Source organism: Photobacterium alginatilyticum, assembly GCF_009910675.1.
GTDB lineage: Bacteria > Pseudomonadota > Gammaproteobacteria > Enterobacterales > Vibrionaceae > Photobacterium > Photobacterium alginatilyticum.
In genome coordinates, this window is record NZ_RSEJ01000028.1 from 63,472 (window position 1) to 88,810 (window position 25,339).

The window sequence follows — 25,339 nt, forward strand, 5'->3', positions numbered from 1 at the left end:
TTGTCGGTACTGCAATAGTTGATCAAACGTGCAGCTCCTCCCCTCTTTTCAACTGTCTCTTGATCACAAGTCTGACTCAAGAGACTTTGCCAGCTCATATCCCTCAAGGATGGTTTGTAATCTAAACCATCCTTCCCATAGCACTTTGACCGAGGCCCGACCGGTCCTCTTTGTATCCTTCCAGCCCCCTAATGTGGCTAAGTTTTTATAGAGCCAATCCATATCAGGAGCCGTTGCTGGGAGTTCTCGACTTTCTTGCTTAAGCCACAGTAACTTCCAAGCACGGTTGCTAAGTGTTCCTTCGCAGCTTCTCCTCGCTAGCTCTTTATTTTCCTTTATAAACCTCAGCTCCAGTAATCGTGTGGCGATAAAGGCCAGGATGGTTATCATTCGCTCTAGATTGTTTTGGGTCTGCATACGCAGTGACTCAACATTCGTTCCCTCAGTTTTCCAGGTTTTATGATAATCCTCGACTAACCAACGGCGCTCATAGTAGCTGATGATTCGGTGAGCATCTGCTGCATTGGTTATTGTTTCTGACGTGAGAAGATGCCAGGTCAGTTTATCTTCTTCTCTTCCTCTCTCTGTGCAACCAACATAGTAGAGGGAGATACCCTCACCCGTTTTTTTCGCTGGAGCCCTAACTGTAACGGGAGCGTATGTGATCTCTAGTTCGGCAACTCTAGATTTACGACCGCCCCGTTGTGGAATGTGAATCCGTTTCCCGCCTGCAGGTTTTAATCGCGATACATAGTCATAGAGCTTTTCACTGCATTCTTCGATATAACGGCTTTGCATAGAGCGAACAACAAAACGCTGATTATGCACTGATTTATAGGAGAGATATTCATACAAGTCCGCTTCACGGTCGCATACAGAAAGAACTTTTGACATCTCTGAACCAAAGCGTTCTGCCATGTTTCTAGAGGCTAGCTCCCACTTGTAGCTTTCTTTGTCCTCATAAGCTCGTACTGCTCGCTGAGCTTTCTGGCCTCTGCTGTTGATGTTTCGGGTCCATAAACGTTGCTCGGCAAGGCCGATAACAGACTGACTATTTGGGGCAAACAGTAAAATAGAGTGGGCAATCAGAGCTCTATCTTTACTTCTTTTACGATTGCCATGACCTAACTCTTCCTCAACAGAGACGTGAGAGAAATAAAGGGTTGTTGAGTCCTCTAATGCTAACAGTAAGTCATGTTCTTTAGCCTTCTGAATAGTAGTCTGGAAACCAGCATCAGCAATGTCAGTTGCTTGGATACTATCGTTACGAATAAAGCGGTAGGCCCCCTCCATTTCAGAAGGAGAGTAATTGAGTTTTGCCACAGAAACTCCCGGTTGTTTAGCGAGCGAGGAAGCCAAAGAGACCAATCTTTTCGTTCTTCTTGGGTCATTCAAATTTACGTGCCCAAAAGAAGCTTGCGCCCACTCAAAAGAAGTCTGCTTCATAATCATCCAACCAATCAATTACATTGAGTGATCAGATCGTCATACTTCAAATAAGTTCAAAAAAGTCCCTGAATTGTCATTCAGGGACTTGTGTATATAGAGACAGTCTTTTCAAGGGGGAGGCTGGGAGGGGGTTAGCGCTATTTAGAGTGCTTCTCTATCAGCTTTTGCAAAATACGGGACACGGCAACGAAACCAAAGGTTGCCGTCACCATGGTTGCGGCACCAAAACCACTGGCACAGTCCATACGTTTCGGGCCTTCTGCCGACGCCTTAACATTACATACCGAGCCGTCGGCCTGCGGGTACTTCAACTGCTCGGTCGAGAACACGCAGTCGATACCAAATTTTCGCTTCGGGTTCTTCGGAAAATTATGGTGACGGCGCAGGGTATCACGCAATTTCTTCGCCAGCGGATCCTGGATCGTTTTGGTAAGATCGGTGATTTGAATCTGGGTTGGGTCAATCTGACCGCCCGCGCCGCCAGTAGTGATCACCTTGAATTTATTGCTCTTGCAGTATGCCAGCAATGCTGCCTTTGGCTTCATGCTGTCGATGGCATCCAGGATATAATCAAAGCGACCGTCGATGTACTCGCGGATATTGTCCGGGGTAATAAAGTCATCAATCAGGTTAACCTTGCATTCCGGGTTAATCAGCTTGATCCGCTCAGCCATCACTTCGATTTTGCTCTGGCCGATCGTGCCTGTCATCGCATGGATCTGGCGATTGATATTGGTCACGCAGACATCATCCATATCAATCAGCGTCAGCTCGCCAATTCCAGATCGTGCCAAGGCCTCGGCTGCCCATGAACCGACACCGCCGATACCGATAACACACACATGGGCAGCACGCAGTATTTCTACCTCGCTATTGCCATATAAACGGCGGGTACCGCCAAATCGCTGGTTATAGTTGTCAGAAGCCGGAGTATCTAATTCACGCATACGTTTTTCACTACTAGCTATGGGTCGTTCAGATAAAGAATGAGCGCGTTTTATACGCGCTCTGGTTGCAATTGTCCAGCCGGACGATAAGGCCGCAGCTCAGACGATTAGGCTACTGCTCAACAGACAAACCGGGTGACTCCACCGCACTTTCCTGCAGATCCAGTTTCCACACCCGGCCAAAGTGCTTGTAGTGCCCGGCATCAATCCCCGCCTGTGCTCCCATGCCGTGGTAGAGATCGAGGTGGTTCTTCTTCACTGCGCCACCAGTATCCAGTGCTATTAATAATTTAAGCACATGCTGTCCGTTCCAGTTCCCCTCGCTGTCCAGCTGCGGCACCTCTGCCAGCAATACACTGCCCATTGGCAGGTAGTCCCGATCAGCCGCTACCGAGGCGTGCGCCTGCAACGGAATACCGGCGGTTCCCATAACATCCAGGTTATCCTGCGGTTTGAAGAACACATAAGACGGGTTTTGCTCCAGCAACTCACGTACCGTCTCTTCATCCTGTTGCTTGACCCACTCATCAATGGCCTTCAGCGACATTTTCTCGCGTGGCACTTCACCCTGCTCAATTAACACCTTGCCGATACTGACATAGGGATGACCGTTCTTACCGTTATAGGCAAAGTACTGAAGCTGGTCATTATCGTCATAGTGAACAAAGCCACTGCCCTGAACCTCCATCATGAAGATATCCAGCATCGATGCGCTATATCCCAGCTCAAGTCCCTGTCCCTGCAGGGCACCGGCATAGATCTCTGCGCGGGTCGGACACGCTTCCTCACATGTTGGCATTGCATACACCGGATAGCGGAAGGTCTCATCCTGCTCATGGCGAAGCTCGATCACCGGCGAAAAATACCCGGTGAACATCACATTGCCGTAACTGTCTCCCCCGCCCATCTGGGCAGTCTGAATACCATAGTTTCCCAGTTGTGTCGGGTCGCCACCCTGCTCAACCCAGCTTTCAACCTGGCGATACAGATCCTGATAGCGCCCCGCCATTGATGGCGAACGATCGGTAACCAGTGTCATTTGCTGGTTAAACTGGCTATAGTCCCTTGTTTTGTCGGACTCTACCACCGGTACCTGATTAAGTACCTCGTCAAAGCTACCATCCAGATACTGCTGACCTCGGTCAGTCGGCTTGGCACATCCAGCCAAACCAATAATTAACATTGCAATTGTTGCGTTACGAAACACGGTAAAGACCTACCAAATAATATGAAGCACTGTCGCCAAGTATGCCTAAAGCGATCAAAGCATTAAAGTCACGATAGTTTACAAAATATGTAGGCCGCTATGTCAGCGCTTTGTTTTTTATCGTAAAGAGAGGGAAGAAAGCAATCAATCCAATGTGGCATCACGCAAGGCATCTCGAGTACCTTCGCGAGAAAAAGAAGAAATGTAATGAGCTGGCTGTTGTCGCACAAACTGATCAGACAAATAAGTATAGATATAGATATCTTCGCCACGACGATAAGTCAATGTCATACCATCCCACTCATAGCGAGTATTCACCTGGCGTCCGTCAACAAACACCCCCTCTGAGCGGAGCTCAAAGCGATCTGCCATATAGGAGGCCACCCCCTGTTCGACCCAGACACCATGGATGTTGATAACAGGTTCATCCTCAAGTATCTCGCTACCGATGGCACCGACAGCCAATAACGCAGAAAAAATCAGCCCGGCAAAGATCCCCGCCATCATCAAGGCGAACGGTATAATTTTATACTGAACTTTATTCATATTGCCGATAAGTTATTATTATTAGTAATGAATATACCTCACCATTAACTGTTGACAGGCAAAAAGCTGGGCAAGATGTTCAATAACGGGATCTTGTATCCAAAATGCCGGAAACGCTAAATGACTGTACTTCTTGAATATCGATAGATATTTAGACACTATATTTGCATAATTATTAATTAAGCCCGCTGAGAAGGGGCAAGGTTAACGAACCGACAAGTCATCGAATAACAGGCATGGATGTATCACCGTGAAGCTGAGAAGTACTGATCTAGTCAAAGGATTTCGCCAATCCGCCCCGTATCTGAATGCCCATTACGGCAAGACGACAGTTATCATGCTGGGCGGCGAAGCCATTGCCCACAAGAATTTTACTCATATCGTCAATGATATTGCGTTATTAAACAGTCTGGGGCTACGCATTGTCGTGGTCTATGGTGCCCGCCCGCAAATATCCCAGCGTCTGGAATCCCAGGGAGAAACCAGCCCTTACCACAAAGGGGTTCGTATCACAGATGAGCATACGCTAGAGTTGGTGAAACAGGCTGCCGGCCAGCTACAGCTCGACATCACCGCCCGCTTTTCCATGGGGCTCAACAATACGCCCATGGCGGGATCGCAAATCAATGTGGTCAGCGGCAACTTCATTATTGCCCAGCCACTCGGTATCGATGACGGCATCGACTACCACCACAGTGGCCGGATCCGCCGAATCGATATTGAAGGTATTCACCGCCAGCTGGATCAGCAGGCTATTGTCCTGCTCGGTCCGGTCGCCAGCTCGGTAACCGGCGAGTGCTTCAACCTCACCTCGGAGGAAGTCGCTACGCAGCTGGCTATTAAGCTGAAGGCCGATAAACTCATCGGCTTCTGTTCCGAACAAGGGGTACTGGAAGATGACGGTACCGTTGCTTCCGAAATGCTTCCCAACGAAGCCGAGCATGCCCTGCAGCAGCTCATCGAGCGCGATGCCGCCGACAGCGGCACCGGGCGCTTTCTCCGCGGTGCCATTAGTGCCTGCCGGGCAGGTGTTCCCCGCAGCCACCTGATCAGCTACAAAGAAGATGGCGCCCTTATTCAGGAGCTATTCTCCTTTGACGGTATCGGTACGCAAATCGTCATGGCCAGTGCCGAGAAAGTTCGCCGGGCCGGCATTGACGATATCGGCGGGATCCTGGAACTCATCCGTCCGCTGGAGCAAGACGGGATTCTGGTACGTCGCTCCCGCGAGCAACTCGAACAGGAGATCGAGCAGTTCACCATTATCGAGCGTGATAGCCTGATCATTGGTTGCGCCGCCTTATACCCTTTTGCCGAGGAGAAAATGGCCGAGATGGCCTGTGTGGCCATTCATCCCGATTACCGCGATGGCGACCGTGGAGGCCTGCTACTGAGCAGGCTGCGCCAACAGGCCAAGGAGCAGGGACTGAAGCATATTTTTGTCCTGACGACCCGGAGTCTGCACTGGTTCCGTGAGCATGGATTCTACGAGTCCAGCGTCGACCAGCTACCGGTGGCCAAAAAGGCCCTGTATAACTTTCAGCGCCGCTCCAAAATCCTCATCCTCGATCTATAACCCCCAAAAATAAAAAGAGTCAGCAACGGCTGACTCTTCTCAGCTGATTAAGCCGCTCTGCATTTGATTTACCCTAACAGCTTGACCAAGCCACTAGCCCGCTCGGTTCGCAGGCGTACCGAGCGCCTGACGACCTCTTGCGGTGCAAACAGATACAGCTTCTCCTTTGCCCGGGTAACACCGGTGTAAATCAGCTCGCGAGTCAGTATCGGGCTGAACTCGGACGGCAGTACCATCAGCGTATCGGCAAACTCCGACCCCTGTGATTTATGGATAGTCATTGCATAGACCGTTTCGTGCTCCGGGATCCGACTTGGCAATACGCCACGAATAGAGCCATCCGGCATATCAAAATAGACCCGCAGTCGCTGCTGTCCGGTGTGCGGATCCGGCTCGGGATCCAGCATCGCAATACCAATATCGCCATTGTACAGACCCAGGCCGTGATCATTTCGGGTGATCATCACCGGTCGGCCGATATACCAGGTTTCATCACCCGGATTAATTTTACCCTTTCTTGCCAAACTGCGCTCGATACGCTGATTCAGCCCGGTAACACCAAAATCCCCTTCCCGCAGGGCGCACAGCAGGCGAACACCGGCAAAGGCTTTAAGCACTTCGGCAGGTGGCTGCTGCTTCTCAATCGCATCAAGGTAGTCTTGATAGAAGTTCACCGCCATCTTTACCATGGTCTGGTAGCTGTCGCTGTTGAGCGGATAATGGCTGATATCCCTGTAGCCCTGCAGCCAAACCTTCTCAACCTGATGAGGCTGGCCAGCATTGATCGCTTTTGCCAGCTGGCCAATCCCGGACTGGGCATGGAAACGGTAGCTCTTGCGCAGCATGCACAAACCATCGGCAACAGCCGTAGCCGCAGCCTCACTGCTCGCCAAGCGGTAGCCGGTTAGCTGGCTGAGCAGGTGTCCCTGCTGCTGACTGTAACCCTGATCGGCAAAAGAACAGATATCGCCCAGCACTGCCCCCGCCTCTACCGAAGCCAGCTGATCGCGATCGCCCAGCAGGATCAGCTTGGCATGCGGCGGCATCGCATCGAGCAGACGTGCCATCATCGGCAAGTCGACCATCGATGCCTCGTCGACCACCAGCACATCAAGGTGCAACGGGTTGTCGCGGTGATGACGGAACTCGACCCGGTTCGGAATGGCGCCCAGCAGGCGGTGAATGGTACTGGACTGGGTCGGGATATGATCCTTGACCGTATTCTCCACAGCCAGTGACTGGACCGCTGCACCAATCGACTCGGTCAGGCGGGCCGCGGCCTTACCGGTCGGTGCCACCAGCTTAATGGTCGGTATCTCTAGCACTTCGCCACTGGCCTGTAACGCCTGGGTCACCAGGGCGGCCAGCAACTTAGCAACCGTCGTGGTCTTGCCGGTACCCGGTCCGCCCGAGATAACCGCAAACTGACGGGTCAGCGCAACCGCTGCCGCCACTTTCTGCCAGTTCAGGCACACGGCATTCGGCACCAGGGTATCGAGCCCGGCCAGATCACCGGCACGGGTTGCCGCCGTCAGAACAGCATCTATCGCGGTCCAGTCGAGCTGCTCCGGAGCAACCACATCGAGCTTGTCGCAAACCTCAAGACGGCGACTCTCCGGAGAATCCGGCTGGGACTTTTCGCCTTTTCTGAGTTGCTGCAATGCCTGATAAAGATAGGTGTAACTCCTGGCAAAAAGCTCATCAAGCTTGGCTGCCATCTGCTCAGGCTGAATCGCTGCAACCTGCGGTTCTTGCCGTGAGGCCTGCTGTAGTCTTTGGGCAACTGTCTGCTCAAACTGCCAGTAGCGGTTTAGGTATAAACGCCCGTGAGCAAGCACCAAAGGCGTCGCTTCGCTGCCGTCAGATACCGCCGCCGATGCTGACAACAAGGCTTCCCATTGTGCCAGCACCGGCAGATCATCCGTCAGTTGGCCGCTAAGCTCAGCGTTGAGGCCAAACAGCTGGCCAGCATCGAGTTGGGCCAGGGGCAGACAAACGTGGCCCCGTCCAAGCTCATGGCTGGCAAGCGCCGCCGCCAGTGTTACCAGCGGTTGGAGGCTCGCAGAGTCTGAGGACGCCACCGTGGTCGAGATAAATTTGGCAAACTGATAATCAAGCGGACGAAGCGCCCCCTGCCGGGTCAGTAATTCAAGCCGTTTAAGCATCAAGGTGTTCTCCGTCAATCAGGGTTTCCAGTTCGGTCAATAATTCCAGGCTTGGGCGGGCATTAAAAATGCCGCTATTACTCTCTGATCTGACACCACGCAAGAACAGGTAATAAACGCCACCGAAGTGCTGCTCGTAGTCATAGTCAGCCTTGCGGCTCTTGAGGAAACGGTGCAGGGCCAGTGCGTAAAGCTGATACTGCAGATCGTAGCGGTGATCGGCCATCGCCTGTTTGAGGTTATCGCCCCGGTAGAGCTCGGGATCATCACCCAGATGGTTCGATTTCCAGTCCAGCACGTAATAACGGCCCTGATGCTCAAACACCAAGTCGATAAAGCCTTTCAGCATACCGCTGACCGTTGAAAAACCCAGATCGCCGGCCCGGGCCGACAGTGGGTCATGGCGGGCTATCACCTTGTTCAGCAGCGGTGCCGACAACACATTGATCGGCAGCATAAACTCCATTTCGGTCAGACGCTGGCGGGCCGGGATATGCCCCAGTTGCAGACTGTCACCATCCAGAGCACAGCCCAGTACATCGCGGATCATCGTCTGCAATACCGGCAACCAGGCTTCGTCATAGTTCTCCAGGCGCAACAGCTCCAAAATTTTATCTCGGGTCGCCTCGTTCTCAACCGGCTCGGTAAACTCAATTTCTTCAAACAGGGTATGCAAGAAGGTACCCGGCCGCGCACCACGCGGGAAGGTATAAATCGAGCGCTCAGGCTCTATCAGCTCGCCGTCTTCGCCGTCACTGTCTTGCGACGAGTCGGTATCAAAGCCAGGTAGCTCGAATGACGCATCATGATTGTGACTCCCCTGCTTTACCAAGCCTGAGTAACTGGTGATCCACCAATTTCGCTCTATCTTGGCGCTAAATTCCGATGCCGACAGTTCGGGTTGCTCGCCTTCATCAGGGCACCATGGCAGCTCCGGCAACACAGGTGGCGGAACAATCGCCATCGTCGATGAGGCGGTTGTCAGACGAGCCAGAGCCGCATCAAGCTCGCTAATTCCTCCCTCCTGACCATCCTGTACCAGCCAGCCAATTGCGGCCTTGTGCAATCCTGTCGGCTCTTTACGGCTCAGCCCGTTACGTAACGGTGCCATCCCGATATAACAGCCGTATACGGCTCGGGTCAGGGCCACATAAATCAAGCGCAAATCTTCAGCCAGACGTTCTTTCTCCGCCAGCTCCATGCTTTCTTCCTGCTCGGTCACATCCAGCACCGCTTGCTGCGTTTGCTCGTCATGGAACAAGGCCGTCCCTGCCGCGCGATAACTACAGACAAACGGCAGGAAGACAATGTCATACTCCAACCCTTTGGACTTGTGAATCGTCACGATTTGTACCAGATTGCGATCCGATTCCAAACGAAGCTGCTGCTCGTCGGCATTGCCGTTGGGGGTCTCGATGTGTTCCGCCAGCCAGCGGAGCAATCCATGATCACTGTCGAGAGTCTGGCTTGCCTGTTGCAACAGCTCACCGAGATGAAGAATATCGGTCAGGCGACGCTCACCGCCATTCTCGCTCAGCAGTCGCTCCGGGATCCTGCGACTGGCCAGCACATGACGCAGCATCGGCAGCACACCCCGGCTCTGCCACAGCTTACGGTATTCACGAAACTCTGCGACATGCTGCTCCCAACGATCTTCGTCGATATTGAGCTCGTCAAGCTGACGTGCGCTAAGCGCAAACAAACCCGAGGCCAAGGCTGCCCTTAATCCCCGCTCATCTTCCGGTATCAAAACAGCTACCAGCAAACGCTGGATATCACTCGCCTCGCTACAGGAAAACACACTGTCGCGGTTTGACAGATAGACACTGGCAATACCCTGTTCGGCCAGAGCCTGGCGGATCATTGCCCCCTCGCTTCCGGTTCGAACCAGCACCGACACATCACCGGCCCGGATCGGTTTGGACTTCTCGCCATCGACCAGCTGCGCCTCGCCCTGTTGCGACAGCGTCAGTATCTTTTGGATCTCTGCCGCCGTTGCCGCCGCCATCACCCGGTTGTAATCGCCTTTTTTGACCGGCTCATCCGCATCCTGACGCCAGAAGCTCAGTGCAGGCTGTTTTTCTCCGGCAAGCAGCCAGCTGCGTTCGGCCGCTTTCGGGCTATGCTTGACCGGCAGAAAAGTAATATCCTGATCATAGATAAACGGTCGCTGCGGCTGCTGGAAAATGCAGTTGACGGCTTCGACCATCTCGGCGGTCGAGCGCCAGTTCGTGCCCAGCGTGTAATGAGCCGTAACCTGCCGCCGAGCCTGGATATAGGTAAAAATATCGGCACCGCGAAAAGCATAGATAGCCTGCTTCGGATCCCCGATCATAAACAAGCCGCTGACAGCTATACCCTCCTCGCTGCAGTACTCATCACCATATACTGTATTGAAAATACTGTACTGCAACGGATCGGTATCCTGAAACTCGTCGATCATCGCGACGGGAAACTGGCCCCGGATCCGGGCCGCCAGGCTACCGTCAGTATCATTGGCCAGTGCTGCAGCCAGCTGGGTCAGAAGATCATCAAATGACAACCAGCCTTTACGGCGCTTCGCCTCGGTCAGCAACTGACGACACTCTTTTATTGCATGTGCCAATAAAGGGTCTTTGACATTGGGCCTATTGGCCAGCAACGCTTCAATGGCCACAAACACCGGATGCTCGGGTGGATTGCCTTTGCTGGTTTTATCAAACAGCACCTGCTGCGAAAATTTATCCAGCGTTTTTGGCAGCTTATAACCTGTCGTCTCCTGCTCAGCCCACGCCCCGATTTCCGCCAGCGCCTTGGGCAGACTGGTCTTGGTATAACTGCGCTTGTTCACCCCGGAGCCGGCAATCAGGTTCTGAAACTCGCCCGCTTCTGCTCGCCAGAGCTGCTTTACATGCTCAATACGCGCGATGTTGTCCTCGTGTACCTGCTGCAAAGAGCCCTCCAGCTCCGGCGCGCGAATCTCCACCTCCGCCCCAGAGAGGAACACGTTGATGTCTCTTAGCAGCGAAGCTGGTGATGACCAGATAGTGCGGACTTCCCCGGCCAACGTGCGCGGCAACGGGTAAAAATTACGACGCCAATAATCGGCAACCACCTGCGCCCTCAGGTGGCTCTCCTCGGTGACGAACTCATTATCGAACAGGCTGCCTGACTCGAAGGCATTCTGGGTCAGCATACGCTGGCAGAAACCATGAATAGTAAAGATCGCCGCCTCATCCATCTGACGCTCGGCCTGCAGCAAGATCGCCGCAGCCGCCTTGTGATCGCGCAGATCTTCCAGCAACGGCTTGATCACCGGATCCTCACTATGGCCCCGGTTGAACGCTAACCGGGCATCATGGATACGTCGCCGGATACGATCTCGCAGCTCGGCTGTTGCCGCTTCAGTAAAAGTAACTACCAGGATCTGATCAACAGTCAGCTCACGCGGAAAGCGGCTCTGACTGTCACCATGGCCAAGCAACAGGCGCAGATACAAGCTGGCGATGGTAAATGTTTTTCCGGTTCCGGCCGATGCCTCTATCAGGCGATTGCCGTGAAGCGGAAATGCCATCGGCTGCAGATCCTGGGGCTGGGGCGAATTGTATTGTTGAGTCATAGGACGCGCGAATTCCTGTTGTTGATCGAAACTTGATCCGTTCGAAATTATTTTTTGTGATCGGTCACTAATTCAAATGAATATATCGAATTAACTGGCTATTTTATCTATTGATATGAGAGATCTTTCACGGTTTCCCCCAGAGCCATCCGTTACTATCCCTGTCACGAAATCTGGTCTACCTCTGGACCTGTGGCCGTACAGCGAACACCCTACAAACAACAATGATTTGCTGACGGCCACGCTACATCTCTCCTACTGTTAACCATCATCTTCCGCAATCCTTAACTGCAACAGTGCAGGTTTTAGCAACTGCTCGGCCCACAGCTGAAGTTCGGATGCCAGATCATCATTCCACTCCGGCCACACCCGATTGATATAGGCATTAGTGCCTTCGCCTTCAAACATATAACCGCCGTTAAAGGCTTCAGCCATCTTGGCCTTGGCTTTATCCCGGGTCTCTTCATCGTCATACCAATTACCTTTTTTATCCTGACAGGCCTGCAAGCCAGCCAGTACGGTACGCGGAAAGTATGGCAGCGGTTGCGTCAGCCCCTGGTAATATGCCTCCGCCAGCGCTGTTAGCTGAGTGCCGGCATAGTCGGCGCTGACAGGCTCCAGGGTATAGTGGCCATCGACACCCACCAGATGGGTTGTGCAAGACGACGCAACCAGCGCCTGACAAAGGTGCTCGACCCAGCCCTGCAGGATATCCTGTGCCCGGATCTTGCCCGGGCGATAGCGCACCAGACCACTTTGGAAGTGGTGCTTCAGCCATCCCTGCAGCCGAACTTCCGCTCCTGCAATCAACAAGGGCTGATCGACCTCGGTATCCGGTAGGGGACGGGCCATTAACCCGGCCACTTTATCGGCCAGTTTTTCGATCTGGCCGCGCTCTTCCACCAGCTCCAGCTCACCAAACTCGGCCAGCGGCAAGCCGCCGGAGGCCTGCTGGTATTCGGCAAAACGCGCAAATACCGCTTCCCGTCTATGCTCATGGCTGGTATCCCCCGCCATGCTATGGCACTCAAGAAAAGCGGTTAATAGATCGCTGCGAAGCTGAAAGCGGTCAAGCCCATCGAGAACAAACGGCTCGTCATCTTCCATCGCTCCCTTGGCGGCTTCAAAATAGACTTTCAAACGACGGTTAAAAAAGTACTGCACCGGCATCCGCCAGAAACGGGTCAGCTCGGCCAGCTCCAGAACCGGCTCGATCCCGGCCTCCAACGGTTCTGCCACCAACGGCTGATCCTGAAACGTCTCAGCAGTGATCGATTCACGGTTTGCCGCCGGCAGCCACTCAGCGGCGAAGCTCGGCACCTCACCCTGAAATGCCTGCGGGCTAAAGGGAACCAGCGGGTGACTATGACACAGGAATTGCTCAAGCCGGGCGGCAGACTGATCGACAGCCAGTGCCTCGTCACCCTCTAGCCTATAACCTTGCTGACAATACTCCAGCAGCTCACTGACCAGAACCGACGGCATTTTCTCGCTGTTATCCTGAATAGATCGGCCCACATAGCTGATATATAAAATCTCCTGAGCTGACTGAATGGCCTCGAGGAAAAGGTAACGGTCATCATCACGGCGGGAGCGATCGCCGTACTTACCGCGACCAGCCATCAAATCAAACCCTTCCGGCGGTATTGAACGTGGGTAGACCCCGTCATTCATGCCCAGCAGGCAGACCACCTTGAACGGAATCGAACGCATTGGCATCAAGGTACAGAAGTTCACCTGACCGGCAAGGAATCGCTGGCTGACACGCTCACCCGACAACTTGTCATTAAGGTAGCCCCTCAAGACTGCCGGGCTGATATCGGTGCGGTAACCAGCATCATCAAGCTGCTGCTCCAGCTGCTGCAACTTGTCGCGGATCATCCGCAACACCATTTCGCCGTCGGTATCGACAGCAAAGAAGTCATCCAACAGCTGGTTCAGACAGCCAATCCATGCCCCAACAGGTTGCGACTGGGCTAGCTGCTGACGGTAATGCATCAGGGTTTCAATGAACAATCCAAGCTGGCCTGCCAGCTCGGCATCCATCCCCTGCACTTCATCGTAGGCCAGCACGCCTTGGTACAAACCGGCTCCCTGAGGCATTGCATAACCGAGCAGCATACGCTGCAAACCGAACAGCCAGGTATTTTGCTGCTGCTGAGGTAGCTGGAATTCACTGGCAGTTTCCCCGTCCAGCCCCCAGCGGATCCCTACTTCTTCAATCCATTGCTTGATCCGCTCGAAACGCTCACTGTCAAAACCAAATTTGGCCATCACCGCCGGCACTTCCAACAGCTCCAGCAGTTCTGATGCCTGACAACGGCTCTCCGGCAGGCTCAATAGCCTCAAGAAAGCCAACAGCACCGGGTTTTCCTGATCAGCACTGCGGTCAGAAATCGAGAAAGGAATATATCGCTCGCCAGGGGCATTACCGAATACCGCCTGAATATACGGGCTGTAGCTGTTGATATCCGCCACCATCACCACCATGTCTCGCGGCGACAATGAGGGGTTATCACTCAGCATTCTCAACAGATTGTCATGCAATACTTCCACTTCACGCATCGGAGAATGGCAGGCATGGACAGTCAGAGAGTGATCATGCGGCAAGACAGCCAGTTTATGGTCGCTTGACTCGGTAAGCTCATCATTGACGCGGTCTTCGAGATTCAAGATATCGGCCTGAATCGAGTGCAACAGTGAATCCGGCTCGATATCAACAAACGCCTCGACATCATATGCCTCCATCTCGGATAGCAAATACAGGTTATCACGCCCCAGTTTGCCCAGTGAGGCCAGCAGGGTATTCCCTACCGCCCCCTCATGGGTATCGTCGATAATATTGTCTTCAATATCCCCTTTGAGCGGCGACACCACCTCTCCCCGTTCGCTGTGATCGGCACACCACTGCAACTGCTGACGCTGCTTGGCCGCCAGACGGGCCAGATACTTGCGATCCCGCACTTCGCCCCAGTAATGGCGGCAGGGGTTGGTAAACATCAGATGAACATCAATATGCTTGCCCAGGGCCGCCAGCGCATCGAGGTAGCGTGGCGGAAGCGCAGAGATGCCAAAGACAAACAATCGCTTCGGCAACCCTTCCGGCAAGGGAGCGCCACTTTGCAAATACCCCTCAAGGGTTTCGATAAAGTTGTCATACAGGTTGGCACGGTGATACGGCGACTGGCCGAGCGCCAGGGTCTGATCATAAAGCGCCTGCCACAGCAAGGGTTGCCACGGATGATCTGCCGTCAGCTCCGGGTCGATTTGATCCGCTTCCCAGTCCTGTATCCACTCCGGCCGGTACACCAGGTACTGGTCGAAGATATCTGCAATTTTTCCTGCCAGCTGATAGTGCTTTACCCATTGCTCGTCGTCGCTCAGGTAGCGTGCCAACGGCTCGAACTCAGGTTTTTCCAGCAGCTTGGGCAGTACCTGCATCAGCTTCCAGGTCATGGCTTCTTTATTGAACGCACTGCGCTGCGGGACGTCACTCAGTACCTCGGTAAACATATTCCAGATAAAGGTAGCCGGCAGCGGAAATTCAAGGTTGGCGGCAATCCCCAGCGACTTGGCCAGTTCAAGCTTCAACCACTGTGACATACCCGGGCTCTGGACCAGAATTTGTTCCTGCTCAAACGGGTTGTCCAGCGGATCGAGACGAATAAGTTCAACCAGAAGGGACTTCAGCAAATCCAGTTGGTTAGAGTGGTAGACAGTAAACACGCAGATATCTCACGGACAGAGAAAATTACAACGATTGTCCATCAATAAGCTACTTGCTGCAAACGAAAAAGGCCGGGTTATCCGCCATTCCCAAGGCGAACAATCCAGGCCAGGCAACTCACTTCAAAGAATGAATAAATGTCCGTTATCCCTCCTGCGGCTGCAGGTTGAACAGTTTGGTTATCGGGCGGTAGTAGGCTAAATAGCGAAGCGCGACATAGGACACAACCACCGTTGATACATACAGTTCAACCGTCGCTAGCAGGGAAACCTGATTAACATATTCGGCCGCTACACCGTTTGCGGCCATCCAGGATGCGGTTTTGAACAATGCCGTTGCACCGATAACCATCGGGAAAGTAAAGGCAGCATAGCCCGGGCTAAAATCGAGCCGCAGCAACCGGAAAAACGCGACGTAGATAACAAATGTCATCAGTACCGCGATACCAGCCAGCAGCGCAATGATCACCGGTGACGGGTTTTGCTCCACGGTCAGGTAACCGGCAAGAGAAAGACTGGCAGGGGCGGCCATTATCGCAATCGTCGGTTTTGCTGCATCTGGGATCTCATGGCTAAAAATCAAACGATAGATCATGATCGGCAGCATTACCGCGTACACCCCCATACCAAAGGCCAGCAATCCCTCGGCCAGGGGACGCAGCGCACCGCCGGGAAACGCAACATCCGCCACAATAATGCCGATAGGAGGTACAAACCAGCTTGGCACCATGTGATGAAGCCTGAACTCAACCGCACGATGGTAGACAAACAACACCAGAAAAATGAGGTGCAGTATCACGGCAAATAACCACAGTGCCGGAGCCAGTTTCGGGGCATACAGACCGACCGCTTTTGACACCACCATCAATGCCATTGCGAAAGTTGGCACCACACTGCCCACGACGTGGTGAGTCAGGTCGTCCCATAACGACTTAGGATGAAAAAGAAATTTCGTCATCAAGATCAGCAGCAATACCGAGGCGACAGCCGCGCCGCCGAGCTGCCCTAGCCCGTCAAGATCAACAGCATTCTCCCAGCACCACCCAAGACTGCCGATACCCAATGCCAGCCCTGCCATCGGGGTCGGCGCACCTGCGACTTTGTTCTTCGTTGCCTGAATCATCTTACCCACTCCACTTTCTGCCTTTTCTTGCTGGCAGAAACGCTCTTTTCCAAACACACGAAGAGTGTATATAATCTTTGATGTTTGGAATATTTGAATATTTTTAAATTATCTTTAAGAATTACTGAACATAAGAGGTAACAATGAACATTGCACTCAAGCAGCTCAGAGTCTTCATCACCGTTGCCCAGGAGCGAACCATCACGGCGGCCGCTGAAAAACTGTTTCTCTCCAAACCCGCTGTCAGCATGGCCTTGTCTGAACTTGAGAAGCACCTGGGACACAAGCTTTTTGATCGCAATAACAACCGCCTGATCATCAACGAACAGGGAAAGCGCCTGCTGCCCCTAGCCGACGAACTTCTGGCCCGTAGCAATGACATTGAGCTACTGTTTGATCATGCCGGTCCGATTAGCGGAAAACTAAAAATCGGCTCAAGCGATACGGTCGGCAATCAAATCACCCCTTTTTTGCTCCGAGATTTTCGCCACCACAGCAAACACGATGATCAATCCCTGTTTATTTCCAATACCGCCCAGATCTGCCACATGCTGAGTGAATTCGAACTCGATATCGGCTTGGTCGAAGGCAAAGTACAGCAGTCCGACCTGGTAGTTCAGCCCTGGCTGAACGATGAAATGGTGGTAGCATGCCATCCTGATCATCCCCTGACCAAGATAGGCAATCTAAGTTTGTCAGATCTGGAGCATTCGCAGTGGATTTTGCGTGAGCCGGGATCGGGCACACGGGAGTTTTTTCTCAACCGCATTGCACCGAGGCTGGAGGAGTGGCAGCAAGCCTTCGAGCTTAACACCACCGAGGCCATCATTAACTGTGCAACGGCAGGGCTGGGGATCACCTGCCTGTCACGACTGGCAGTCGAGCATGCCGTTAAGGATAACCGTCTGGCTATCCTCAACTTGCCACTCGATACCCACCGCCAGTATTGGCTGCTCTATCACAGGGAAAAATACCAGAGCCCGCTGCTCAAGCTGTTCCTGAATTTCTGCCAGAGCTGGACGCTGCATTAAAAGGCCCTGAGTCATCGCCTTTAGAGGCGATTATCTCCCTGACTAAAGGCAATGATCTGGCTGATCTGACACAACGGACGGCCACTTTCCTGCTGCCACTCACTGAAGGCCTGCTGGGTAGCCTGCAACGATTTACGGGTATCGCGGCCACCGTCTATCACCCCGATATTACGCAGATAAGCTTCGACGTCATGGCTCAGAATAAAGGTATCTTTGCCCATGATCCGCAATGTATACGGCCCGGTATTGCCGCCAAGGCGCTTACCGTGTGCCTTCAGGTATCGCCATAAGCTGGTAATGTCCTCAGCAGGCCAATCGGCAACCATTGCCGAAAAGGAGCTATGATCCAGTGCGGCATCATGGATCATGCGAGCATTTTCAGGGATTGTCATGACCTTCCCAAGGTGGCGAATAATCGCCGGATCCGTCGCTTTTCGCTCCCACATCTCCGTTGGCATCAGCAACATTTTTTCGATATCAAAGCCGAAAAAAACCTCTTCGAAGTTTGGCCACTTGTTGCGGACAACTTTCCAGCTCATGCCGGACTGAAACACCTTCTGGGTGAACGCTGCCAACCAGCGGTCATCTGGGATTTCCTTTAGCTCTTGCGCGCTTAGAGGGGTGGCCAACAAGCTTTCCAGCTCCGCCTCACCACCTTTTCTATCAGCTGCCCGGGCATAAATATGGGTAAATTTTTCTCGCACCATCACAATAACACGCTTATCACTGGACATAGCCCTTTATGCTACTGTATAAACAGCCAGTAAATCAATTTCGGGAGAGGGTGACCATGGCTGTTATCGTCAAATATGTGGTTGAGCGCAACGGAGAAGAAAAGATGACTTTCACCTCTAAGTCCGAAGCCGACGCATACGACAAGATGCTGGATATGGCTGACGAGATGTTTGCTTTGCTAGGCGAAAGTGAACTGTTCGAAGATGAGGCCAAACAAGAAGAGCTATCGCTGTTCTTGGCACAGAAGCGTGAAGAAGTACTGATTGCACTGGGTGCCAAAAAGAAAGCGGCGCCAAAGAAGAAAGTAGCAAAACCTGAAGCTGTTGCCGAACAGCCACAGGAAGATGCAGCTTAATCTCTGCCTTCAGCGGCTTCTACATGAATAAACCTCCATTTTGGAGGTTTTTTTATGCATAAAAAGCCAGTTAACCACTGTTAATAGCCCGGCTTTGGCAAGAATTACGTCATTTTTCACTGATTATCCGCTCCCCCCTTCAATATCATGCCAACTGTCATTATGATGGTTTCCAATCGTATACAATCTGCCTGCATTGCAGCGCAGAGCTCAAAACTTTTACATGGAGAACGATCACTAATGGCCAGCTTTTCACTTGCCCTAGGCACCGCGACTAAAAACCGCGACGGTAAAATTATCGAGGCTTTCTTTCCAACACCAGTGCTTAACCCAACGGATGAGCTGATTGCAGCTCTGGCAGCTGTTGTTGACTATAAGGAAGGCAACCAGGCCATTGAAGTCACTCCAGCCCAGTGCGCAGATCTGGCTGCAGCCTTCACCGCTGCTGGTGATGATAAAAATGCGCAGTTCGCAGCAAAGGCTGCTCAATCAACCCAGCCATTGGTTATCGTGATTCTTGCCAGCGACGAAGCACCTGCCTCTGTTGCCGAAGGCTTCCTGAAACTACAGCTTATCTCTAACCGCCTGGTTAAGCCTCACGGCATCGTGCTGGACGGCATTTTTGGCCTGCTGCATAACATCGCATGGACCAGCCAGGGCCCGATTGATCTCCCTGAGCTGGCCGATCGCCAGATCGAAGCGCGACTCAACGGCGAAGTACTGACCGTAGACTGTGTCGATAAATTCCCGAAAATGGTCGATTACGTCGTGCCTGCCGGTGTACGTATTGCAGATACGTCACGCGTTCGCCTGGGTGCCCACGTAGGTGAAGGGACAACAGTCATGCACGAAGGCTTCATTAACTTCAATGCAGGTACTACAGGTGTCAGCATGGTTGAAGGCCGTATCTCGGCTGGTGTCATGGTTGGTGAAGGTTCAGACGTCGGTGGCGGTGCCTCTATCATGGGGACCCTGAGTGGCGGCGGTAAAGTAGTTGTCTCTATTGGTGAAAACAGCTTGCTTGGTGCAAATGCCGGCCTTGGTTTCCCACTGGGTGATCGCTGTACTATTGAGTCAGGTCTGTATGTCACTGCTGGTTCAAAAGTCCGTATGCTTGATTCACAAGGCAAGGAAGTTGAAGTGGTTAAAGCCCGCGACCTGGCTGGCAAACCCGATCTGCTGTTCCGCCGTAATTCTGTGACAGGCCAGATTGAATGCCTGACCAACAAAACAGCCGTAGAGCTAAACAGCGAGCTGCACAGCAACAACTAATTCATCAGGTTGTCTGAGGATCAAAAAGGCTGCCTCGGCAGCCTTTTTGCTATCTATCGTATTGGTTCATGAGCTAATAGCCGCGATCAATCAGACCGTAACTACCTTGATTTTCATTGCACTCATCCGGGTATCCCTGATTAAGCACGGTACTGACCGTTTTCTTTTGGCTGCAGTATTCAAACCGCCCCTGCAGATAACCGGCACGATACTTCTCATACTCGGTTTCTGTCATCGCTCCCTGCTTATTCAGCCGATTTTCATCCCACTCCCGATACCCTTGCTGGCCGTGATACGCTCCAAGTTGCTCCCACTCTTTATTCTGTGATAGCTCAAGTTCACGCTGGCTGACACAGGCAGTCAGGGTAATAGCGACAACCAGACAGATAAATCTCAGCATAGTCTTCTGCCTCAACGAGAAATTCACTTTGCTGATAAGTATGGCTCATATTCCAGCCCAATCGACGAGATTAATTCAAGGCAGCCACTGCTTCACGCCCGCTTTCAGAACGAGATCCGACATACACCAGCACCAACCCGACACCCGCGGCAACCAACATCACACAGCCTAGATGCCAGGCCTGACTGATCCCGAGCTTAAGCAAGAAGCTACTCAGCAAGGATACAAATACCATCTGACAGGCACCAGACAAGGCCGACACTGTACCGGCTTTACTACCGTACGGAACCAGCAGTAGCGACTGGGCACAAGGGAACGCCATTCCGTTGGCCATCGCCAACAAGAAATGCCCCGCACTCATCCAGACAGGCTCCACCGGGGCCAGAATCAAGACACTACCGGCAAGCAGATGGAGCAATGGCGCAAGCTGCAGCATCTTTTGGGTTCCCACCACAGGGCGAAGCCGCTGGCATACGATCCCGCCACTCAGCAAGCCAAAAGCCGGGACCATTGCCCACAATGCATATTCATCCGACGTCATTCCAATCTGAACCTGCATAATAAAGGGCATCAGGGAAATAGAAATGACCACTAAGGAAAAATTCACCCAGCCTAGGCCGGCAAAGGTGAGAAAGTGTCGCTCCTGCATCAGGGAGAAATATGAAACGACCAGTTTACTGACGGACTGAGGGGCCGACGTTAGCTTCAGCGTTTCCTTGAATGTCAGCAGCAACACCAACCAGACCACAGCGATATAGCCCAGCAATAATATAAAGACCGCCAGCCAGCCCGAATAATGGTTAACCAAGCCGCCAATCACCGGTGCCACTATCGGTGTAAATGCCGCGACAATCGCAACCCAGGTCATCGCCTTGACCAGGTGATGGCTCAGGTAGCTGTCCCGTATCGTCGCCCTGGCAAGTACAGCAACACTTCCGGCTCCAAGCCCTTGCACAAAGCGCCCAGCCAATAACCAGCTGAACGAGTCAGCATGCGTCACTGCCAGCGCCAGTCCAAGCAAGGCGATAAGCAACCCGGAAAGCAAAACAGGACGACGGCCAAACACATCTGACATTGGGCCATAGATAAGCTGGGAAGGGCCAAAACCAAGCAGATAACCAGAAACCAATAGCTGTGCCTGCTCAGAGCTCACTCCCAGATCCTTTGCAATCCACGGCAGTGAAGGAAAAACCAATCCCAGGCTAAGTTGGCCAATACTGACAATCAAGCATGCCAGCAGCAGTGGCTTCCAGTTAAATTTATGCATAGATCCCCTCAGTTAAACGCCGAACAGCCTCCAGATCTGTTTATCAGAGGCTACTTCCATTATGCATGTTCCGCTGAAAACTATTAGCAGCGTGGAATTAAGGGATTATTTCCTGAAGGGACACAATAGCAACCGCCCAGCGAGATCCTGAGCGGGAGGCATCAGCAAAAGTAATTATGCAACGGGTTACTTATTGATGACGTAAGTAAATGGGTTGGTGAAAGAGAACTTGCTGCCACTGGTGCTGACTCGGCCTTGCTTCATGGCCACGAGTACTTCTTTCTGCACACGGATAAGCGAGAAAAAGCGAATAACCATAAACACAATAAACACAGGCATGATTATTTGAGTAATAGGGGCAGACTGCAGAACCAAATCATTCAGCAGCCATGCTGCCAGCATCAGCAACATGGTATAAAGCGAGTGCGGCTTCAGAACAATGGTCACCTTGTCGGCTGATTCCGTCCGCTCAAAGAAAAATGTCATGGTAATCTCTCATCAGCAAAGCATGCCGCTAACCCTCTCATAAGTACCTGCTCTATGACAAGTATCAGGCCATGAGTTAGCTCAAAGAGTTGTAAATGGGTGTGTCAGACATATTCCAAGCCGTTAATAATAAATGGCAGCCGAAGCTGCCACTAGACGTAATGATAGCCATGAAGACCTATTACAACGGCTGATTAATCAGAACCAGGCTGCGATGGCCTGTCCTGAGGAGCAAGTCCACATCTCCGTCACCATCCACATCTCCAAGCAAAGGCTGGTCAGCCCTGTAAGGCAACTTATTGACGTCGGATAAGGTAAAGTATCGATTCCCTTCATTAACATAAATGCTTGGCTTGCCTCCGATAACAATATCTAAATCGCCATCACTATCAATATCAGCAATAGCCGGTGTTCTTCCGTTGGTCCCCAAATCAGTATCGGAAAGCTCAAACAGCCCTTTACCGTCATTGATAAACAGTTGATTGACTTCTTCTACGCCATGGTAGTCAGCATTTGTAATAACCAGATCGACATAACCATCACTATTGAGATCATTCGCGGCTACATTATATAGCTTATTAGTACTTGTACTTTGGCTTGTTCCAAGCCGCTGACCAGAGTCGGTAAAACGTCCTTTGCCGTCATTGAAGAAAATCATATTCTTACGATCGCCGCCGGCCCAGATAATATCCAAACTGCTATTGCCTGTTACATCGGCAAGAACAACATTGGCGCTTTTTTGCCCAAATAACGTACTTAAAAAACCGTTTTCATCAACAAAAAAGCCCGAGCTATTATTGATAAAGACCCGTGGAGCTTTCCATGTTTCCAGCAAAACAATATCTAAGTCGCCATCGCCGTCAATATCACCAAGTGCCACAGAATCACTGCTTTTGTCCGTTAGCTTTTGGCTCGACTCTGTAAGATTTCCTTTCCCGTCATTAAAGAAAACGCTTACCCCTGAATCCGTTGCCCGGACGATATCCGGCTTGCTATCACCATTAAGATCATCAACAGCAATTCTCTCAATATTTGAATTGTCACCAGACGAGAATGAAGACAAGGCAAAACCACCCTGCCCATCATTAAGATAAATTTGCTCTGTATTGCGGCGAGGAGCAAGAATAACATCCAGCGCACCATCACCATTGAAATCAACTAACGTACTGGCATCAATATAATTATCTTCGCCATTACCGACGGTCAGAGTCTGCTTCAAGACAAACTTTCCATCACCAACATTCGGACCCTTCTGCAGGGTCAGCACCTTGTTTTCAACCGCCAACGGACTCATTGTTATCGTATCAGCCGCTTCAAGCACGCCTTCCGCGGCTTTAACTGTATAGTCACCGGCAACCAAATGTGCCTTGATCGAACCTGTGCTGTATTGCTCTCCCGTCAGGCCAATGAGTTTATCCCCCACGTACACCTTGACGCCCAGCGCTGGCTGCTGGTTCTGATCCAATACATTCAGCATCAATGTGCCCAGTACACGCCCTGTCATGATGCTTTCGCGTTTTAGTTCAAGCTTGCAGCCCAGAGTCTGGTTAAGCGCGACATTGATTGAGGTATTACAGCTGGCAAATGGCACTGAACGAAACTGTTCTGATGCCTCACTCACCTTATGGAATGCCAAATAAGCAGTTAACTGATCCTGACCTCCCGTTTCAAACAAATCGCTTGCTTTGTAGATGCCATTTTCATCACGAATAGTCAGCACTTTCTCCTGGACCGGTACATTCTCCCCTCCGAGCCGAACAATCAGTGCAAGTTCGTGGGCTGAACCAACTTCATTCACCACTTCGGCTGGTACCGTAAAGGAAAAATGCCCCTGATCTTTCATCGAGCTAAGATTAAGGTTTACGTCAGCCTGGAGTGGAATCACGTCCATCTTGGCACCTTCACCCTCAGCAAAATTAACCGAATTATTCTGCTCGCCATTTTTTCCCACCATCAGGTCGCCATCATATAAGCGCATTGCCAGCTGATACTCACCCGGCTCAACATTCATGATCAGCTCCGCGATACCTGTTTCTTTATTGATGGTATAAACCGTCTCATCCTCACCATTAATAGACAGGCCAAACTGCGGATGACTCAACGCGGCTAGATCTTCGGCTGGCCACGAAAACTTTAATGTAGAGACATATTGAACCTGCTCAAAATCACTGATGGTCTCGCCGAGATTAGGCAGTAGGACAAAATCAATCTCAGGTGCTTTACCGTCAATCACGTCTTCACCCAGCGCCTGAGCCATATATTGACTCTGTTTGCCGTCTTTCGAAGTCAGAAGTAAGACAAAATCATAACTGCCAGGCTTAAGCGTCAGTGCACGATGTGAAACCGTTTCGACGTTACCCTCACTATCTAGTTTCTGGGTCATAGGCCAGTCGAAAGCTTGTTTATCCTTGGTCAGGATATTGGTCACCTCCAGCTTCCCATCGTAACTTAAAGTCTGAACCTGACTCTTCAGCTTGACCGACGCTTGATAACCAACTGGGGCTGGCTGCGATGGTTCCTTTTCTATGGTCTGTAAATAGGTGGCCGCAAACTTACTGTTAACCACCAATGAGTTGTCCACAACAGATCCCTTACCTGCGGTCTCATTTCCTTCCCCACAGCCGATAAGCAATAAGCTTAGAATTGCGCTACCTAGCCAACTTTTTTTAGTTTTATGCATAGTTATTCTTAATCTGCAAATTGATAATGGTGCGCAACAGCACACATAAAGACAAAAGCGATGGAAACTATCACAATCACTATAAAAACAACAGCTTAAGGTAAATTAATAGCACCAAAACGCTTTATCCGGAGCCTTTATCAAATATATGTGAGCAATTGCTCTAACAATGCGCACTATTGACACATATGAAAACAAAGAACAAAAAAACAACAATGAAAAAGCATGCATTAAGGGTAAATAATCATGGATTATTACTGTGACGGGGAAGCTAGAAAGTGCTAATAAATGGCCGGGCTTGCGCACAAGCGGGACTCATTCGACCGCAGGGCGAACATATTCGACAGATGTAAAAAAGCCCCGTCTTTCGACGAGGCTTCTTAATAAGTGGCGGAGCGGCTGGGCCGGCATTCCGGCGGGACTCGAACCCGCGAATGCCTTCGGCAGCGTGACAGGCCGCTCAGCTCTCAAGGTAATAACCAAGGTTAATAGGTTAACCAACTGAACTACCGCTTCACTCAGTATTGAGGATACAAAATTTGAACGAAAAAAAGCCCAAGCATTTCTGCTTGGGCTTAGTATAAGTGGCGGAACGGCCGGGCTTGCGCACAAGCGGGACTCATTCGATCGCAGGGCGAACATATTGGACAGATGGAAAAAAGCCCCGTCTTTCGACGAGGCTTCTTAATAAGTGGCGGAGCGGACGGGACTCGAACCCGCGACCCCCGGCGTGACAGGCCGGTATTCTAACCAACTGAACTACCGCTCCACACTAT

17 protein-coding genes and 1 tRNA gene are annotated in these 25,339 nt (G+C 51.7%); 4 read left to right on the top strand and 14 right to left on the bottom strand.

Translation table 11 applies throughout. The features are described from left to right. Positions 1-63: 63 nt before the first annotated feature. The 4 genes from EIZ48_RS22300 to EIZ48_RS22315 form a co-directional block, all read right to left on the bottom strand. Complete coding sequence (locus tag EIZ48_RS22300) at positions 64-1,452, bottom strand: IS4 family transposase (RefSeq protein WP_439126591.1); 1,389 nt, start codon at positions 1,450-1,452, stop codon at positions 64-66. Between the two features lie 134 nt (positions 1,453-1,586). Continuing rightward, positions 1,587-2,396, bottom strand: a complete 810-nt coding sequence (gene tcdA, locus EIZ48_RS22305; protein WP_160656504.1) for a tRNA cyclic N6-threonylcarbamoyladenosine(37) synthase TcdA — start codon at positions 2,394-2,396, stop codon at positions 1,587-1,589. Positions 2,397-2,508: 112 nt separating this feature from the next. After that, the gene (gene mltA / locus EIZ48_RS22310; protein ID WP_160656506.1) at positions 2,509-3,603 is read right to left on the bottom strand and encodes a murein transglycosylase A; all 1,095 of its coding nucleotides are present in this window, start codon (positions 3,601-3,603) and stop codon (positions 2,509-2,511) included. 144 nt (positions 3,604-3,747) lie between these two features. Then, positions 3,748-4,149 carry a DUF2850 domain-containing protein gene (locus EIZ48_RS22315; RefSeq protein WP_160656509.1) on the bottom strand — a complete coding sequence of 134 codons (402 nt, stop codon included), beginning with the start codon at positions 4,147-4,149 and terminating at the stop codon, positions 3,748-3,750. Between the two features lie 250 nt (positions 4,150-4,399). Between EIZ48_RS22315 and argA the strand changes: the two genes are divergently transcribed. Next, positions 4,400-5,725 carry an amino-acid N-acetyltransferase gene (gene argA / locus EIZ48_RS22320; protein ID WP_160656512.1) on the top strand — a complete coding sequence of 442 codons (1,326 nt, stop codon included), beginning with the start codon at positions 4,400-4,402 and terminating at the stop codon, positions 5,723-5,725. 68 nt (positions 5,726-5,793) lie between these two features. Here the strand turns inward: argA and recD are convergent, their stop codons facing one another. From recD to EIZ48_RS22340, 4 genes are all read right to left on the bottom strand, one after another. Continuing rightward, entirely contained in the window at positions 5,794-7,890 is a 2,097-nt protein-coding gene (gene recD, locus EIZ48_RS22325) for an exodeoxyribonuclease V subunit alpha (protein WP_160656515.1), read from the bottom strand. Then, positions 7,883-11,488 (bottom strand): exodeoxyribonuclease V subunit beta, encoded by a 3,606-nt coding sequence (gene recB / locus EIZ48_RS22330; RefSeq protein ID WP_192928687.1) that lies wholly within the window; start codon positions 11,486-11,488, stop codon positions 7,883-7,885. The genes recD and recB overlap by 8 nt, the downstream gene beginning before the upstream one ends. A 261-nt stretch (positions 11,489-11,749) precedes the next feature. Continuing rightward, positions 11,750-15,214 (bottom strand): exodeoxyribonuclease V subunit gamma, encoded by a 3,465-nt coding sequence (recC, locus tag EIZ48_RS22335; RefSeq protein WP_160656520.1) that lies wholly within the window; start codon positions 15,212-15,214, stop codon positions 11,750-11,752. A 145-nt stretch (positions 15,215-15,359) separates the two neighbouring features. Next, entirely contained in the window at positions 15,360-16,337 is a 978-nt protein-coding gene (locus tag EIZ48_RS22340; RefSeq protein WP_160656523.1) for a TDT family transporter, read from the bottom strand. Positions 16,338-16,480: 143 nt separating this feature from the next. Between EIZ48_RS22340 and EIZ48_RS22345 the strand changes: the two genes are divergently transcribed. Continuing rightward, entirely contained in the window at positions 16,481-17,368 is an 888-nt protein-coding gene (locus EIZ48_RS22345; protein WP_160656525.1) for a LysR substrate-binding domain-containing protein, read from the top strand. Positions 17,369-17,388: 20 nt separating this feature from the next. Here EIZ48_RS22345 and EIZ48_RS22350 read toward each other — a convergent pair whose 3' ends face one another. Next, complete coding sequence (locus EIZ48_RS22350; protein WP_160656556.1) at positions 17,389-18,075, bottom strand: DNA-3-methyladenine glycosylase I; 687 nt, start codon at positions 18,073-18,075, stop codon at positions 17,389-17,391. A gap of 83 nt (positions 18,076-18,158) precedes the next feature. Here EIZ48_RS22350 and EIZ48_RS22355 point away from each other — a divergent pair, with 83 nt between their 5' ends. Continuing rightward, positions 18,159-18,458 (top strand): YebG family protein, encoded by a 300-nt coding sequence (locus EIZ48_RS22355; RefSeq protein ID WP_075762681.1) that lies wholly within the window; start codon positions 18,159-18,161, stop codon positions 18,456-18,458. A gap of 240 nt (positions 18,459-18,698) precedes the next feature. Beyond that, on the top strand, positions 18,699-19,730 hold the full coding sequence (dapD, locus tag EIZ48_RS22360; protein ID WP_160656528.1) for a 2,3,4,5-tetrahydropyridine-2,6-dicarboxylate N-succinyltransferase: 1,032 nt from the start codon (positions 18,699-18,701) through the stop codon (positions 19,728-19,730). Between the two features lie 73 nt (positions 19,731-19,803). Here the strand turns inward: dapD and EIZ48_RS22365 are convergent, their stop codons facing one another. From EIZ48_RS22365 to EIZ48_RS22385, 5 genes are all read right to left on the bottom strand, one after another. Next, complete coding sequence (locus EIZ48_RS22365) at positions 19,804-20,130, bottom strand: DUF2799 domain-containing protein (RefSeq protein WP_160656531.1); 327 nt, start codon at positions 20,128-20,130, stop codon at positions 19,804-19,806. Between the two features lie 70 nt (positions 20,131-20,200). After that, entirely contained in the window at positions 20,201-21,397 is a 1,197-nt protein-coding gene (locus tag EIZ48_RS22370) for an MFS transporter (protein ID WP_160656536.1), read from the bottom strand. A gap of 186 nt (positions 21,398-21,583) precedes the next feature. Next, the gene (locus tag EIZ48_RS22375) at positions 21,584-21,883 is read right to left on the bottom strand and encodes a hypothetical protein (protein ID WP_075762677.1); all 300 of its coding nucleotides are present in this window, start codon (positions 21,881-21,883) and stop codon (positions 21,584-21,586) included. A gap of 181 nt (positions 21,884-22,064) precedes the next feature. Next, positions 22,065-24,464, bottom strand: a complete 2,400-nt coding sequence (locus tag EIZ48_RS29975; RefSeq protein ID WP_160656538.1) for an FG-GAP-like repeat-containing protein — start codon at positions 24,462-24,464, stop codon at positions 22,065-22,067. 791 nt (positions 24,465-25,255) lie between these two features. Then, positions 25,256-25,332, bottom strand: a tRNA-Asp gene (locus EIZ48_RS22385). Positions 25,333-25,339 lie beyond the last annotated feature (7 nt).